This window comes from Halorarius halobius (assembly GCF_024298865.1).
Taxonomy (GTDB): Archaea; Halobacteriota; Halobacteria; order Halobacteriales; family Haloarculaceae; genus Halorarius; species Halorarius halobius.
In genome coordinates, this window is the sequence record NZ_CP101161.1 from 794,228 (window position 1) to 809,643 (window position 15,416).

Below are 15,416 nucleotides of genomic sequence, written 5' to 3' on the forward strand. Positions count from 1 at the left end.
CGTTTATCGGCGCCGGCGACCTACCGGGGGTATGGCCGCCGTCTCGCCCGACGACCTCGCCGACCGCATCGAGCGCGGCGAGCGCGTCACCCTGCTCGACGTCCGGAACCGCGCGGAGATAGACGAGTGGCGCATCGACGCACCCGGAATCGAGCGCGTCGAGGTGCCGTACATGAAGTTCGTCGCCGCGGGCGCCGGCGGCGACCCCGCCGACCTGTTGCCAGAGGACGTGGTCGAACCCGTCGTCGCGGTCTGTGGCCGCGGCGAGGCCAGCGACGAAGTGGCCGCACAGCTCCGCGAGGCGGGCGTCGACGCCCGGAACCTCGCCGAGGGGATGCACGGCTGGGCGCGCGTCTACCGCCGGGTCGAACTCGCGGCCGACGCCGGCGCGGCGACCGTCTACCAGTACCACCGGCCCTCCTCCGGCTGTCTCGCCTACCTCGTCGTCTCGGGCGAGGAGGCGCTCGTCGTCGACCCGCTCCGGGCGTTCGCGGACCGCTACCGGGCGGACGCCGCGGAACTGGGCGCCGACCTCGCGGCGGCCGTCGACACCCACGTCCACGCCGACCACGTCAGCGGCCTCCGCGACCTCGCGGACGCGGGTGCGACCCCCTACATGTCCGCGACGGCGGTCGACCGGGGCGTCACCTTCGACGTGGAGACCGTCGAGGACGGCGACGCTCTGACCGTGGGCGACGCCGCCGTCGAGGTCGTCGCCACGCCCGGCCACACGACCGGGATGGTGTCGCTCGCCGTCGGCGACCTCCTGCTGTGTGGCGACACGCTGTTCGTCGACGGCGTCCCCCGCCCCGACCTGGAGAGCGGCGACGAGGGCGCGAGCGAGCACGCCCGCGACCTCCACCGCACGCTCACGGAGCGGCTGGCGCGGTTCGACGACGACGCGGTGGTCGCGCCGGGCCACTACGGCGACGCCGCCGAGCGCGCGCCCGACGGGAGCTACACCGCTCCTCTCGGAGAGTTGCGGGAGCGGCTGTGGCCGTTCGGCGTCGACGCCGACGCGTTCGTCGAGCGCGTCCTCGACGGTCTCGGCGCCCGGCCCGCCAACTTCGAGCGGGTCATCGCGGTCAATCTCGGGCGCGAGTCCGCCGACGACGAGGCGGCGTTCGAACTCGAACTCGGGCCGAACAACTGCGCGGCCGCCGCGGACTGATGGACCCGGTCCGTACTCACCTGCTCGACGAGCGGCGCGGGTGGGTCCAGCGGACGCTCGACTGCGCCGACGCGGTGGCCGCCGACTGGGCGGACGGCGTCCGTGACCGGGAGCGCGTCGTCGGGCCGTTCCGCGCGGCGCTCGACCGGGCGGGCGTGCTGGAGACGGCGCCAGCGGTGCTCGCGGAGTGTGTCGCCGCCGACGGCCGCGAGTTGGCCGCCCGACCGGTGGCGAAACCGCCGTACGTCGTCGTCACCGGCGAGGGCCTGCTCCTGCGCGCGACGCTCGACGGCGGGCGACTGCTCGTTCGGGTCCGGGCGTTCGCGGTCGACCGCGACCCCGTGCGCTACCGGCGGGCGGCGGCGACGCCGGCGGAGGCGGTGGGCGTGACGCGGCCCTAGGACTCCTTGGCGAGTTTCGACCGCTCGTAGAGGTCTATCTCGTGGACCATCGACGGCGACTGCGCGGCCGCAAAGGCGACGGCGTCGGCCACCTCCTCGGGTTCGACCACCTCGCCGGGGTCGAACCGGTCGCGGAACTGCTCGCCGTCCACCTCGAACTCCGTGCGGACGGCGGCGGGGTTGACGACGGAGACGGCCACCTCGTCGCCGACGCCCGCGGAGACGCTCTTGGCGAACCCGCGGGTCCACCACTTCGTCGCCGCGTACACCGGGTTGTACGCGCGGGGGTGTCGCCCGGCGTAACTGCCGACGTAGACGAGCGTCCCCTCGCTGTCGCGGAGATGCGGGAGCGCGGCCCGCGTCGCGTAGAAGGTGCCGTCGCAGTTGACGGCCATCATCCGGCCGTACTCGTCGTCGCTCATCCCGACCACGTCGCGCCCGGCGGCGACGCCGGCGTTGCTCACCAGCAGGTCGAGGCCGCCGAACCGCTCGACCGTCGTCTCGACCAGCGCGTCGACGGCCTCGCGGTCGGTCACGTCCGTCGGGACGACGGCGGCCTCGACGCCGAACTCCCCTTCGAGTTCGCCCGCGAGTTCCTGCAGTCGGCCGGAGCGGCGGGCCGCGACCGCGACGTTCGCGCCCTCGCGGGCGAGCGCCCTGGCGGTAGCCGCGCCGATGCCGGAACTCGCGCCGGTGACGACGGCCGACTGGCCTTCGAGTGAGTCCATGGTCGGGCGACGGTCCGCGGCGCCAAAAGTCCGGCCGCTACAGCGCGTCGATGTCGGCGAGCACCGCGTCGGCGTGGTCTTCGGGGTCGACCCCCTCGTACGCGAGTGCGACCTCGCCGTCGCGGACGACGTACGTGTTGCGGAACACGCCCTCCACCTCGTTGCCGAACACCGTCTTCTGGCCGTAGGAGTCGTACGCGCGAGCGACCTCACCCAGTTCGTCTGACAGCAACTCCACGGGCAGGTCGTGTTTCTCGGCGAAGGCCGCGAGGTCCGCGACGGGGTCGTCGCTGACGCCGAACACGCGGACGCCACGGTCGCGGTAGTCGTCCCAGCGGTCGCGGAACGAGCAGGCCTGTGTCGTACAGCCGGGGGTGTCCGCCCGGGGGTAGAAGTAGACGACGACGGTGCCCTCCTCGGGGAGCGCGACCGTCTCGCCGTCCTGGTTCGGCAGTTCGAACCGCGGCGCCTCGGTGCCGGTATCGAGCATGTCGGTGTATCGCGGGGCGGCGTCAAAGCCGCCACGGTTCCCCGCTCACGGCGGGAACGCGTCCTTCACCGACTGGACGCCGAGACGGGCCAGCAGGTGCGCCGGGCCGCGTTTCGGCAGGTCGGCGGCCGTCCGTAACCCGCCCGGCGGGTCGGCGCCCCCGGGGCCGAGTTCCCACCCCGTCTCGTCGGCGAACCGGTCGACGGCCGCCGTTACCCGGTCGAGCACCGCGTCCTGGTCCATCGTCAGGACCTCGCCGTCGCGCAACAGTACCTCGCCGTCCACGACGACGGTCTCGACGTCGGCGGGCGACGCCGCGTTCACGACCATCGCGGGCACGTTCGTCCGCGGCGCGAACTTCGGGTCCGAGAGGTCCAGCACCGCGAGGTCGGCGCGCTTGCCGGGTTCGAGGCTCCCGAGTTCGTCGCCGACGCCGAGCGCCCGCGCGCCCTCTATCGTGAGCATCCGCACCAGCTCCATCGACGAGAACTGCTGGTCGCCCGAGTCGAGCGTGGCCGCCAGCCGTGCCTGCCGCGCCTCGCCGAACAGGTCGTACGAGTCGTGCCAGTAGTGGTCGTCGAGGCCGAGCCCGACGGTCGCACCGGCGCGTCGCAGCTCCGGCACCGGCGTCCACGGCGCGTCGCCGTCCGGGTTCCAGTAACAGAAGATGGAGGGGCAGTGTGCGACGGCCGCGCCGGCGTCCGCGACCCGGCGGACGTCCTCGTCGTCGGCGACCCTGAAGTGCGCCGCCACGAGCCGGTCGTCGAGCAGGCCGACGTCGTCCAGCAGTGCCAGCGAGTCGGCGCCGCCGTTGGCCCGCGCCATCGTGTCGCTGGCGTCCAACTCGAGCAGGTGGGTGTGGACCGGAAGCTCCGGGTAGTCGGCCGCGAGGTCGGCGGTCCGCTCCCAGACCGACCGGGAACACGACCAGTCGTCGTGGGGACACAGCGTCGCCCGGATGCGTCCGTCGTAGGTGTCGTGGTGGCGGTCGACGAACGTCCGGGCGCGCTCGAACTGCTCGTCGACGGGCACGTCCCAGAACAGGTCGCTGATCCAGGGGCCGAAGAAGCCGCGGAGCCCCGCCTCGCCGAAGACGTCGACGCCGTGCTCGGGACGGGCGTCCATCGAGTTGACGGTCGTGACGCCGCCGCGGATGAAGTTCAGCGCCGCCAGCTCGTAGCTCGCCGTCGAGAGATACTCGTAGGCCCCCTCGCCGAGCCGCTGGGCGATGGCGGTCATCTGCACCAGCAGTTCCGAGGTGTCCATCTCGCTGAACGCGCCCAACAGCCCCGTGAGTTCGAGGTGGGAGTGGCTGTTGACGAGGCCGGGCATCACGAGCGTCCCCGCCCCGTCGACGACGTGGTCGGCGGCGAGGTCGGCGTCGCCGGGCTCGCTCGGGCGGACCTCGGCGATGCGACCGTCCGAGACGACGACCGTTCCGTTCTCGTACAGCCGGTTCGACTCGTCGACCGTGAGCACCGTCGCGTCGTGGATGACGAACTCCGACATCGGGGATGCCTCGACGTACGTCGCCGCCACCTCTGTGCGTTTTCCCGAACGAGCTAGGGATATGAAAGCCGAGCCGGGCGGTGCGGGACCCGTGGCGCGACCCGGACGGTGAGCCGTCGCGGGTTTCCATCGCCTGCGAGGAGTTAAGTAATCGGCATCGAACGTACGGTCATGCGACTCGAAGACCGAACGGTGTTCGTCACCGGCGCGGGACAGGGTATCGGCGAGGCGACCGCCAAGCGGTGTGCCGAGGAGGGCGCGTTCGTCGTCGCGGCGGACGTCAACCCCGACGGCGGCGAGGCGACCGTCGCGGACATCGCCGACGGCGACTACGCCGGCGGCGCGGAGTTCACCGAACTCGACGTGACGGACGCGGAGGCGTTCCACGCCGCCGTCGACGCCACCGCCGAGGAGTACGGGCTGGACGTGGTGGTGAACAACGCCGGCGTCGGCCACCCGCCCGCCGACGTCGAGGAGACGGACATGACCGTGTTCGACTACGTGCTCGACGTGAACGTGCGCGGCGTCTGGAACGGCTGTCACGCCGCCCTGCCCCACATGAAGGAGCAGGGGTCGGGCAACATCGTCAACGTCGGCTCGCTGGCCTCCTACTACGGGTTGCCGAAGCAGGCCGTCTACTCGCTGACGAAGGGCGCGGTGCTGAACTTCACGCGGGCGGTGGCGGCCGAGGCCGGCCGGGACGGCGTCCGCTGTAACGCGGTCTGTCCGGCCTTCACGGACACGCCGCTGGGTCGGCAGTTCTTCGAGACGCGCGACGACCCCGAGCGCGCGAAGGAAATTATGCTGAAGCGCTACCCGCTGGGACGGCTCGCACAGCCGGAGGAAATCGCCGACGCCATCCTGTTTCTGGCGAGCGACGAGGCCTCCTACATCACGGGCGAGGGGCTGACCGTCGACGGCGGCTTCTCGACGTCGTAGGCCGAAGACGTATCAACCGAGGCGGAGATACCCCGGACATGGCCCCGCCGGACTCGCTTGCGGGTCGGCTCCGCCGCCGCCTCGACGACGCGATGGTCGTCGGGCTACTGGTCGCGTACGCGATGCTCGCGGAACTGAACGCGCTCGACCCGTACCAGACGGAGGTGGGGCTGGCGCTCGGCGCCCTGCTGTTCGTCTACTTCGCCGTCCTCCAGGACCTGATGGCGTACCCCGTCACCGCGGTCGGCACCGAGCGGCGCGTCGACCGTGACCCCGTCGACGCCGACGAGGGCGCCCGGTGTGACGTGTGTGGCGACCCCATCGAGGCGGGCGAGCGGCGCACCTACGCCGAACAGCAGGTGGCGCTCGGCGTCCCGCTACGCACGCTAGAGTGGGGCGAGAACGTCTACTGCGGGGACTGCCGCGAGGGAGAGCCCGACGCCGACGCAGAGGAGGCGACCGAGCGGGACCGCGAGACGGAGTGACCTACAGGAGCGTCCACCCGAAGTAGCCGCCCGCGGCGATACAGGCGACGCCCGCGAGCCGGACCGCGGTCGTCAGCCACCGGGGGCCGTCGCCGTCCTCGCCGTACTCGCCGCGTCTGTCGGTGGGGAACCGACCGGCCATCTGCGCGCGGACGACGCCCTCGGGGTACGCGACCAGCAGGGCGCCGAGCGCGACGCCCAGCACCGCCGCGGCGAGCGTCCGATAGTCCATCAGTTCCGCAGGCGCTCGACGCGCTTCTCCATCGGCGGGTGCGTCGACAGCAGTCGTGCGATGCCCGACCCGTCACCGAAGATGCACAGCGCGTTCACCTGCTCGTCGACCGCCGACTCGTCCGCGCGGGCGTTGCCGCTGGATATCTTCTCCAGCGCGCGGGCCAGCGGGTCGCCGCCGCCGATGGCCTCGCGGGCGTCGCTGTCGGCGACGTACTCCCGGTAGCGGGAGATGGCCAGCACGAACACCATCACGAGCATCTGGACTATCTGCCCGACGACGATGGCGAGGAAGAAGTCCGCGAGTTCGTTGTCCCCGGTAAGGAGGACGACCCACTGGGCGACGATGGCGACGATGGAGGCGACGCCCTGCCCGAGCACCATCATCACCACGTCGCGGTTGCGGATGTGCGCGAGTTCGTGTGCGAGCACGCCGTCGAGTTCGTCGTCGTCGAGCAGGCGCATCAGCTCCTCCGAGACGACGACGACGCCCGCACCCTTCCGACCGACGGCGAAGGCGTTGGGGACGCCCATCCGCGCGACCTTCAGCGTGGGCTTCTCGATGCCCATCTCCGCGGAGAGTTCCTCGACTCGCTCGTGGATGCGGGGGAACCGCTCCTCGGGCATGTCCTCGGCACCGACGCTCCGGAGCGCGGCCCACTTGCCCACTTTGTACTGGACGCCGACGAACAGGACGCTCCCGACGAGTATCAGCGGGAGCGTCTCGGTGCCGAACATCCCCATCAACACGACGGCCGCGACGGCGTAGAACGCGAACAGGATGGAGCCGACGACGGCCATTCGTGCCTTCAGACCGAGATGTCGCATGGGCGGGCGTAACGGACGGGGGTACTAAGCTTCGGTGGCCGAGAAGCGGATGCCGGATTTCAGTCGTCAGCGGCCGCGAACCCCGGCTTCAGGTGGTCTCGCGTCACCGTCATCGGGCAGGCGTCGGGCGCCTGCCGCTCGTCTTCGGGGAGCATGTACTGGTGCCACTCGCGGTCGCCCTCGACGCCCCAGTCGCCGAGCAGCGGATGCGGCGGGTGGCCGTCGTAGTCGCGCAGTCGCTCCTGGATTATCTCGCGGGCCTGCTGGCCCTGCGGGTGGTCGGCGGTGACGTTCAGGTTCTCGAACAGCCGCCGGGGCTGGAACGTGATTTCGAGGCCGACCGGGCAGTAGCGGGAAGCGCGCTTCGAGTAGAACGGCGCCCGACACGTCGGGAACATCGGCACGCCGGCGTAGGAGAATTCCCACTCGGGGTCGTCGGGGTCAGTCGGGATGTCGGCGGGCCACGGCTCCGGGTCGTGGAGGTGGAGGAACTGCAGGACGTGCCACAGCGTCTCGTGCCACTCGCGCTCGGAGAAGGGGCGCTCGGGCGGCTTGAAGAACGTCACCAGCGACGCGCGCTCGCCGTGGTCCTCGTGGACCGCGAGATACTCCCGGAGCACCTCGCCCAACTGGAGGAGGTCCTCCCGCAAGGACAGCGAGGGGACGACGGTGTACAGCGGTTCGCCCGCCCGGACGGACTCGGCACCGAAGAAGCAGGGGAACGGCTCGCCGTCCCGGGTGCCGGTCAGCCCCTGCTCGAACGTCTCCCAGTGGTCCTGGACCCACCCCGGCGCCGACTCGGCCCGCCGGGCGAACGTCTCCTGGTCCATCAGGACCGACAGCCCCGGCTCGTTCATGCCCGGAACGGGGGCCCGGAAAACTAACTAGCTTGCGCTCTCGGAGCCGCGCCGGAGCGTCAGAAGCGAGAGGCCATCCCGGGCCGTCTCTAGCCCGCTCTCGACGAGCGACTTCGGCGCGTCGACGGCCAGCGTCGCCACCTCCTCGGTGAACTGGAGGCTCCGGACCGGGGTGAACAGCGCGATGCCGATGGCCGTCCACACCGGGTTCGACAGCGCGTTCACGGTGTACGAGCGGGTGTCGACGGCGACGTGGCGCGCCGGCCGGTAGTGGGGGTTGTGCCGGTCGAGTTCCACCAGCCAGTGGTCGCCGTACTCGCGGACCTGCAGATGCTCGCCGGGCACGTCCTCGCGGTAGACGGCGGCGGCGCCCCGGTGGACCGACCACGGCACGTTCGACCGCCGCAATCGGAGGTCGTCGGGCGGCGACCCAGCGGACTTCGGGACGCGCGCCTTCGTGCCGGCGCCGAGTTGACGCACCAGCGTCACGGCCTCCGGCCACGACGCGGCCGTCAGCGGTTCGTCCATACCCACGGTAGGTGCGCTGACACGATAAACGTCGCGGGCGGCCGACAGGATTGCCGCAACGCACATCCCACATCTCTTTACCCGCGACCGTCACAGCCCGGAGTATGACTGCGGAGGGCATCGTCGGGGAGTACGTCGGTCTCAAGGACGACACCGACGCCGACCTGCTGGCGATGCAGATGGGCGACTTCTACGAGTTCTTCGGCGAGGACGCCCGCGTCGTCGGCGAGGAACTCGACCTGAAGGTGTCGGAGCGCTCCTCGGGCGGCGAGACGTACGAGATGGCCGGCGTCCCCGTCGACGACCTCACCCCGTACCTGAAGGCGCTCGTCGAGCGCGGCTACCGCGTCGCCGTCGCCGACCAACACGAGACCGACGGCGGCCACGAACGGCGCGTCTCGCGGGTCGTCACGCCGGGCACGCTCGTCGACCCCTCCGGCGACGACGCGCAGTATCTCGCGGCGGCCGTCCGCGACGGCGGCGCGGTCGGCCTCGCGTTCGTCGACATCACGACCGGGCGGTTCCGGGTGACGGAACTGTCGGGTGCCGACGCCGACTCGCGCGCGCTCACCGAACTGTACCGGTTCGCGCCGACCGAACTCCTGCCGGGGCCGGAGCTACGGGGCGACGACGCGTTCCTCGACCGGGTGCGCGAGCGGGTCGACGCCACGCTCACCCTGCACGCGACGGAGGCGTTCGCGCCCGGCCGGGCACGCCACGCCGTCCGCGAGCAGTTCGGCGAGAACACGGCCGCCAGCGTCGGCCTCGACGAGTCCGGGCAGGCGGTTCGGGCGGCGGGCGCGGCGCTGTCGTACGTCGAGGAGACGGGCGTGGGGGCGCTCGCCTCCGTGACGCGGCTCCAGAGCTACGGCGCCGACGACCACGTCTCCGTCGACGCCACCACCCAGCGCAACCTCGAACTCACGGAGCCGATGACCGACGCGGGCGTCTCGCTGTTCTCCACGATAGACCACACGACCACCAGTGCCGGCGGCCGCCTGCTGAAGGAGTGGCTCGGCCGCCCCATCCGCCGCCGTGGCGAACTGGAGGCGCGACAGGACGCCGTCACCGCGCTGTCGGCCGACGCGATGACCCGCGAGCGCCTCCGCGAGTTGCTCGGGGGTGCCTACGACCTTGAACGGCTCGCCTCGCGGGCGGCTTCGGGGAGCCTCGACGCGCCCGGCATGCTCCGGGTCCGCGACACGCTCGGACTGGTGCCCGACCTCGCGGAGGCCGTCGAGTCGAGCCCCCGACTGGCCGACTCGCCGGTCGCCGAGGCGCTGGCCGACCTCGACCGCGAGGCCGTCCGTGACCTCCACGCGGAACTCCGGGAGGCGCTCGCGGCGGACCCCCCGAAGACCCTCACCGAGGGAGGACTGATTCGCCCCGACTACGACGAGGAACTCGCGGAGTTAGTCGAGGCGCACGACGAGGCCGTCGAGTGGATACAGACGCTCGCCGAGCGAGAGTCCGAGAAACACGGCATCTCGCGGCTCTCGGTCGACCGGAACAAGACGGACGGCTACTACATCCAGGTCGGGAAATCGGAGGCCGAGACGGTGCCCGACCACTACGAGGGCATCAAGACGCTGAAGAACAGCGAGCGGTACGTCCACCCCGAACTGGAGGAGAAGGAACGGGAGATACTCAGACTGGAGGAGCGGCGCGGCGACCTGGAGTACGACATCTTCCGCGAGTTGCGCGACGAGGTGGGCGAGCGGGCACAACTCCTGCAGGACGTCGGGCGCGTACTCGCGGAGTTGGACGTGTACGCGGCGCTCGCGGCCCACGCGGTGCGCAACGACTGGACCCGGCCGGAGTTGACCGACGACGACGTGCTCCACGTCGAGGCCGGCCGCCACCCGGTCGTCGAGCAGAGCGTCGAGTTCGTGCCGAACGACCTGCATCTGGACCGCGAGCGCCGCTTCCTCGTGGTGACCGGCCCGAACATGAGCGGGAAGTCGACGTACATGCGACAGGCCGCCCTCGTCACCCTGCTCGCGCAGGTCGGGAGTTTCGTCCCCGCCGACAGCGCGCGGGTCGGCCTCGTCGACGGCGTCTTCACGAGAGTGGGCGCGCTCGACGAACTCGCACAGGGCCGCTCGACGTTCATGGTGGAGATGCAGGAGCTGTCGAACATCCTCCACTCCGCCACCGAGGAGTCGCTCGTCATCCTCGACGAGGTGGGGCGCGGGACGGCCACCTACGACGGCATCTCCATCGCGTGGGCCGCCACCGAGTACCTGCACAACGAGGTGCGCGCGAAGACGCTGTTCGCGACCCACTACCACGAACTGACGGGGCTGGCGGACCACCTCGACCGGGTGGCGAACGTCCACGTCGCCGCAGAGGAGGAAGACGGGGACGTGACGTTCCTCCGGACCGTCGAGGAGGGGCCCACGGACCGCTCGTACGGCGTCCACGTCGCGGACCTCGCGGGCGTGCCCGAACCGGTCGTGGACCGCGCCCGCGACGTGCTGGACCGCCTGCGCCGCGAGAAGGCCATCGAGGCGAAGGGGTCGTCGTCGGGCGAGACGGTGCAGGCGGTGTTCGACCTCGGGAGCGGGGGGTTCCGCGGCGAGGCGAACGCCGACGGGGGGGAGAGCGACGTCGGCGGGGGGGAGGGCGACCCCCTCGACCCGGCGAGGAAGTCGGTGCTGGAGGAACTGCGCGGCGCGGACGTGAACGAGACACCCCCCGTGGAACTGATGGCGAAAGTTCAGGAGTGGCAACGGCGGCTCGACGGCGAGTGAGCCCGTGACGCGGCGTGTCAGCCGGTCGCACGCGCACTTGAACCAGCCTGCAAACACCGGAGAACCTACCAACCGTCTCCAGTGCGAATACGTCGTACGGAGGAACACAGTATGAGCGAATCTTCCAGCCCCCTCGGTCCGCTGTTCCGCACCCAGCGGACGCTCATCGAGGGCACCATCGAGACGCAACGCACGCTCAACGAACAGGGCCTCGAGTTCACCCGTCGCTCCCTACAGACCGTCGCGGGCGCGGCGCCCGCCGACGACGGCGAGGAGCGCATCGACGACGTGTTCGACCGGCTGAACGAACAGCAGGTCGACCTCCTGGAGAGCGTCCAGGACACCGCCGAGAGCGGCGTCGACAGCACCGAAGAGGTGACCGAGCAGTACTTCGACGCGCTCGAACGGCAACTCGAGCGGGTCCGCGACGTCCGCGAGGACGTTCGCGAGCGCGCCAGCGAGGCCACCGAAACGGCGGAAGAGGCCGCCGAGGAGGCTACCGACGAAGCGGGCGACGTCATCGACGCGGCCGAGGAGACGGCAGCGGACGCGGCCGACTCCGTCGAGGACGCCGCTGACGACGCCACCGACGCCGCCGAAGACGCCAAAGAGTCCGTCGAAGACGCGGCCGACGACGCCACCGACGCCGCCGAAGACGCCAAAGAGTCCGTCGAAGACGCCGCAGAGGACGCCAAGGAGTCCGTCGAAGACGCCGCAGAGGACGCCAAGGAGTCCGCCGAAGACGCGGCCGACGACGCCACCGACGCCGCCGAGGACGCCCTCGACGGCGACAGCGAGTCGCCCGCCGTCGCGGACCTCGAGGGCATCGGCCCGACGTACGCCAGCCGGCTGGCGGACGCCGGCATCACCTCGGAGAGCGAACTCGCGCGCACGAGCGCCGACGAGGTCGCCGAGGTCGCCGAGGTCAGCGAGAACCGCGCGGCGACGTGGGTCGAGCGCGCACAGGATCAGGCGTAACCCGACGTCACGTTTCTGCGGCCCGTCGCCGGTACGCAACGGTGAATTGATAGGCGCCTCGACCCTCGTGAGAGCCGAACGCGCCGTGGCCCCCGACATCCGCCCGCTCGACCAGTCGACCGTCGACCGCATCGCCGCCGGCGAGGTGGTCGAGCGGCCCGCATCCGTCGTGAAGGAACTCGTCGAGAACAGCATCGACGCCGGCGCCTCGCGGGTCGACGTGACCGTCGAGGCCGGCGGCACCGACCGGGTCGTCGTCAGCGACGACGGCCACGGCATGAGCGAGTCGGACGCCCGACTAGCCGTCCAGGAGCACACCACCTCGAAGATAGGTGACATCGACGACCTGGAGTCCGGCGTCGGGACGCTCGGCTTCCGCGGCGAGGCGCTCCACGCCATCGCCGCCGTCTCGACGCTCACCCTGCGGACCCGCGAGCAGGGGGCCGACCGCGGCACCGAACTCCGGGTGGAGGGCGGCGAGGTAGTCGACGTCTCGACGGTCGGCTGTCCCGAGGGGACGACCGTCGAGGTGGCGGACCTGTTCCACAACGTCCCCGCGCGCCGCAAGTACCTGAAGGCCGACTCGACGGAGTTCTCCCACGTCAACAGCGTCGTCTCGGGGTACGCGCTGGCGAACCCCGAGGTGGCCGTCTCGCTGACCCACGGCGGCCGGGAGACGTTCGCCACCGAGGGCCGGGGCGACCGCCGCTCGGCGGTCATGTCGGTGTACGGCCGCGAGGTGGCCGCGAACATGGTTCCCGTCGAGGGGACCGACGAGGAGGGGCCGCTCGACGGCGTCTCCGGGCTGGTCAGCCACCCGGAGACGAACCGCGCGACCCGCGAGTACGTCAACGTGTTCGTCAACGGCCGGTGGGTGACCGCCACCGCGGTCCGCGACGCCGTCGTCGAGGCGTACGGCCGCCAGCTAGCGAGCGACCGCTACCCGTTCGCCGTCCTCGACGTCGAGGTGGACCCCGCAACCGTCGACGTGAACGTCCACCCCCGGAAACTGGAGGTTCGGTTCGCCGACGAGGACGGCATGGCTCGGCAGGTGCGCGACGCCGTCGAGTCCGCCCTGCTCGCGGAGGGGCTGATTCGCACCTCCGCACCCCGGGGCCGGTCGAAGGCCGAGCAGACCGAAATCGCCCCCGAGCGGAGCGGGGGGAGCGACGGCGACGCGAGCGACGAGGACGTGAGCGACGAGGACGTGAGCGACGGGACGGACCGGCCACCGGGAGCGAGCGCCGACGGGCGGGCAACCGGAAACCGTGCCGGGAACTCCGCCGACGAGGGGACCGACGGCCGTTCCGGGCCGTCGACCGACGCTGGCTCCAACCGGGGCGACGACGGGCCGGGCGACGTGGGCCGGGCCGCGTGGTCGCCCGACGGCGATGAGACACCCGGTTCGACCCGAAACGGGGGCGTCGACGCCGACCGGAAGTTCCGCGAGACGCCGACCCAGACGACGTTCGACGGCTCCGACCCCGCCGAGCAGTCGTTCGAGACGCTCCCCGCGATGCGCGTGCTCGGACAGCTACACGACACGTACGTCGTCGCCGAGACCGACGAGGGGCTGGTGCTGGTCGACCAGCACGCCGCCGACGAGCGGGTGAACTACGAGCGACTGCGCGAGCGATTCGACGACGACGTGACGACGCAGGCGCTCGCGGAGCCGGTCGAACTGTCGCTGACTGCGAAGGAAGCGGCGCTGGCCGAGCCGGCAAGCGACGCGCTCGCCCGGTTGGGGTTCCACGCCACGCTGGTCGACGACCGCACGCTCCGGGTGACGACGGTGCCGGCGCTTCTGGCCGACGCCGCCGGCCCCGAATTGGTGCGTGACCTGCTGGGCGACTTCGCCGACGGCGACCCCGACCGGACGGTGGAGGCGGCGGCCGACGACCTGCTGGGCGACCTCGCGTGCTACCCGTCGATAACGGGTAACGAGTCGCTCACCGAAGGCACGGTGACGGACCTGTTGTCGGCGCTGGACGACTGCGAGAACCCGTACGCCTGCCCGCACGGGCGGCCGGTCGTCGTCGAACTCGGCCACACGGAACTCGAGGAACGGTTCGAGCGCGACTACCCCGGCCACGGCGGCTGACGCCGTCGCCCGAGGGCGCGGGGGTTTTAATCGAGGGGCTCCACCGGCCGGTATGGACGAACCCCGCTACGTGGGGGCCGACTGGAGCCCCGACGGGTGGGTCGCCGTCGCGTTCGGCCCCGACTCGTTCGAGGAGGCGGCCGTCTACGAGGAGGTCGGCGACCTCTGGTACGACTACGAGGACCGGGCACGGCGGGTCTGTATCGACGTGCCCATCGGCCTCGTCGAGGAGGGCGACCCCACTCGCGAGGCCGACCGCCTCGCCCGCGAGGTGCTCGGGTCGCGCGCCTCGACGGTGTTCACGCCGCCGGTCCGGGAGGCGACGCTGAAGCGGCGCTACCCGGCGGCAAAGCGCGTGATGAACCGGAAGGCCGACGCCGACCTCTCCGAGCGGGCGTTCGAGGTCACCCCGGCCATCGCGGCGGTGGACGAACTGCTCCAGGAGGTGCCCGAGTCCCGGGACGTGTTCGTCGAGTCGCACCCGGAGCTCTGCTTCCGAGCGTTCGCCGGCGAGCCGCTGGAACACCCGAAGCGGACCGCGGGCGGCTACGCCGAGCGGATGCGCGCGCTCGCGGAGTACGACCACGACGCGCCGCCGACGGTCCAGTCCGTCGCGGAGGCGATGGCCGGCCACGACGTGCGCGTCGACGACGTGCTCGATGCGGTGGCGCTCGGCTACACCGCTCGTCCGGGGGCGGGGGAACTCCGGTCGCTCCCCCTGGACCCGCCGACCGACGCGACCGGCCTCCCGATGCGGCTCTGTTACCGGAGCGAGACGCCGCTGACGTGACCGCGCGGGAGTCGCGCCGTTGCCCCGGACCTGGGTCACGCTCGGGGGCGACGCGAGACGACCACTGGCCCGCCGGCAAGGGGGATTTTTCTCCCGGCCACGCGCAGGGCGGGATATGCTCAGAGCAGTCCGTGCGACGGCTCCGGCCGGCCTCGTCCCGCTGGCGTGGGGGTTCGCGCTCGCGGCCCACCTCGGCGCGCTCTCGACCCGGACGGTCCTCATCGGTCACGGCGTGATGACGGCGCTTCTCGTGGCGTTCGCGGCGCTGTCCTGGCGGGAGATGCGCGGCGACCCGGCGCTACGGCCGTGGCTCGGCGTCGTCGTTGCCGGCGTGCCCGTGACGCTCGCGGGCGCGTACGGCGTCGCGACCGGAGCCGAGACGATGGCGGTCGTCGCCGTGGCGGGGTGGCTCCTCCTGCCGGCGGTGGCGCTGGTCGACACCGGCCGCCGGGTGCCCGACGGTGACCGGCCGTGGAGCTACACAGTTGGGGGCGCGCTGTCGGCCGTCGCGGCGCTGGGCGTCGTCGTCGGAACCGCGGCGGGCGGCACGCTCACCGTGGGGGCGCTGGTGCTCGGCGGCGTCGGCCAGACGGTGGGCATCGTCGCGGCCGTCGTGACGTACTGACG

General features: G+C 71.7%; 16 protein-coding genes. 9 read left to right on the plus strand and 7 right to left on the minus strand.

The genetic code is table 11. The features are described 5' to 3' along the window. The first annotated feature begins 31 nt into the window (after positions 1-31). A complete protein-coding gene (locus NL112_RS04245) occupies positions 32-1,171 on the plus strand; it encodes an MBL fold metallo-hydrolase (protein ID WP_255151389.1) in 1,140 nt (379 codons plus the stop codon). Continuing rightward, on the plus strand, positions 1,171-1,572 hold the full coding sequence (locus tag NL112_RS04250) for a DUF7988 family protein (protein WP_255151390.1): 402 nt from the start codon (positions 1,171-1,173) through the stop codon (positions 1,570-1,572). The genes NL112_RS04245 and NL112_RS04250 overlap by 1 nt, the downstream gene beginning before the upstream one ends. Here the strand turns inward: NL112_RS04250 and NL112_RS04255 are convergent. From NL112_RS04255 to NL112_RS04265, 3 genes are read right to left on the minus strand one after another with little or no spacing between them, the layout of a single operon-like run. Continuing rightward, positions 1,569-2,300 carry an SDR family oxidoreductase gene (locus tag NL112_RS04255; RefSeq protein WP_255151391.1) on the minus strand — a complete coding sequence of 244 codons (732 nt, stop codon included), beginning with the start codon at positions 2,298-2,300 and terminating at the stop codon, positions 1,569-1,571. The two genes, NL112_RS04250 and NL112_RS04255, sit on opposite strands and share 4 nt — an antisense overlap. A gap of 37 nt (positions 2,301-2,337) precedes the next feature. Next, positions 2,338-2,790: a peroxiredoxin gene (locus NL112_RS04260; RefSeq protein WP_255151392.1), complete on the minus strand. Its 453-nt coding sequence runs from the start codon at positions 2,788-2,790 to the stop codon at positions 2,338-2,340. A gap of 45 nt (positions 2,791-2,835) precedes the next feature. Beyond that, a complete protein-coding gene (locus NL112_RS04265) occupies positions 2,836-4,299 on the minus strand; it encodes an amidohydrolase family protein (RefSeq protein ID WP_255151393.1) in 1,464 nt (487 codons plus the stop codon). Between the two features lie 171 nt (positions 4,300-4,470). On the opposite strand from NL112_RS04265, the gene NL112_RS04270 reads away from it, so the two are divergent. Together NL112_RS04270 and NL112_RS04275 are read left to right on the plus strand one after the other, a co-directional pair. Beyond that, a complete protein-coding gene (locus tag NL112_RS04270) occupies positions 4,471-5,238 on the plus strand; it encodes an SDR family NAD(P)-dependent oxidoreductase (protein ID WP_255151394.1) in 768 nt (255 codons plus the stop codon). Between the two features lie 38 nt (positions 5,239-5,276). Further along, the gene (locus tag NL112_RS04275; RefSeq protein ID WP_255151395.1) at positions 5,277-5,723 is read left to right on the plus strand and encodes a DUF8108 domain-containing protein; all 447 of its coding nucleotides are present in this window, start codon (positions 5,277-5,279) and stop codon (positions 5,721-5,723) included. A 1-nt stretch (position 5,724) separates the two neighbouring features. Here NL112_RS04275 and NL112_RS04280 read toward each other — a convergent pair whose 3' ends face one another. From NL112_RS04280 to NL112_RS04295, 4 genes are all read right to left on the minus strand, one after another. Next, a complete protein-coding gene (locus NL112_RS04280) occupies positions 5,725-5,955 on the minus strand; it encodes a hypothetical protein (RefSeq protein WP_255151396.1) in 231 nt (76 codons plus the stop codon). Beyond that, entirely contained in the window at positions 5,955-6,755 is an 801-nt protein-coding gene (locus NL112_RS04285; RefSeq protein WP_434084202.1) for a M48 family metallopeptidase, read from the minus strand. The genes NL112_RS04280 and NL112_RS04285 overlap by 1 nt, the downstream gene beginning before the upstream one ends. Before the next feature lie 86 nt (positions 6,756-6,841). Next, entirely contained in the window at positions 6,842-7,639 is a 798-nt protein-coding gene (locus NL112_RS04290; protein ID WP_255151398.1) for a YqcI/YcgG family protein, read from the minus strand. A gap of 27 nt (positions 7,640-7,666) precedes the next feature. After that, positions 7,667-8,167 carry a hypothetical protein gene (locus tag NL112_RS04295; RefSeq protein ID WP_255151399.1) on the minus strand — a complete coding sequence of 167 codons (501 nt, stop codon included), beginning with the start codon at positions 8,165-8,167 and terminating at the stop codon, positions 7,667-7,669. 104 nt (positions 8,168-8,271) lie between these two features. Between NL112_RS04295 and mutS the strand changes: the two genes are divergently transcribed. The 5 genes from mutS (at position 8,272) to NL112_RS04320 (ending at position 15,414) form a co-directional block, all read left to right on the plus strand. Further along, positions 8,272-10,920: a DNA mismatch repair protein MutS gene (gene mutS / locus NL112_RS04300; RefSeq protein ID WP_255151400.1), complete on the plus strand. Its 2,649-nt coding sequence runs from the start codon at positions 8,272-8,274 to the stop codon at positions 10,918-10,920. Positions 10,921-11,031: 111 nt separating this feature from the next. Beyond that, positions 11,032-11,898, plus strand: coding sequence for a helix-hairpin-helix domain-containing protein (locus tag NL112_RS04305; protein WP_255151401.1), 867 nt, complete (start codon positions 11,032-11,034; stop codon positions 11,896-11,898). 85 nt (positions 11,899-11,983) lie between these two features. Then, complete coding sequence (gene mutL / locus NL112_RS04310; RefSeq protein WP_255151402.1) at positions 11,984-13,999, plus strand: DNA mismatch repair endonuclease MutL; 2,016 nt, start codon at positions 11,984-11,986, stop codon at positions 13,997-13,999. A 52-nt stretch (positions 14,000-14,051) separates the two neighbouring features. After that, complete coding sequence (locus NL112_RS04315; RefSeq protein ID WP_255151403.1) at positions 14,052-14,789, plus strand: DUF429 domain-containing protein; 738 nt, start codon at positions 14,052-14,054, stop codon at positions 14,787-14,789. Between the two features lie 115 nt (positions 14,790-14,904). Beyond that, entirely contained in the window at positions 14,905-15,414 is a 510-nt protein-coding gene (locus NL112_RS04320) for a hypothetical protein (protein WP_255151404.1), read from the plus strand. Positions 15,415-15,416 lie beyond the last annotated feature (2 nt).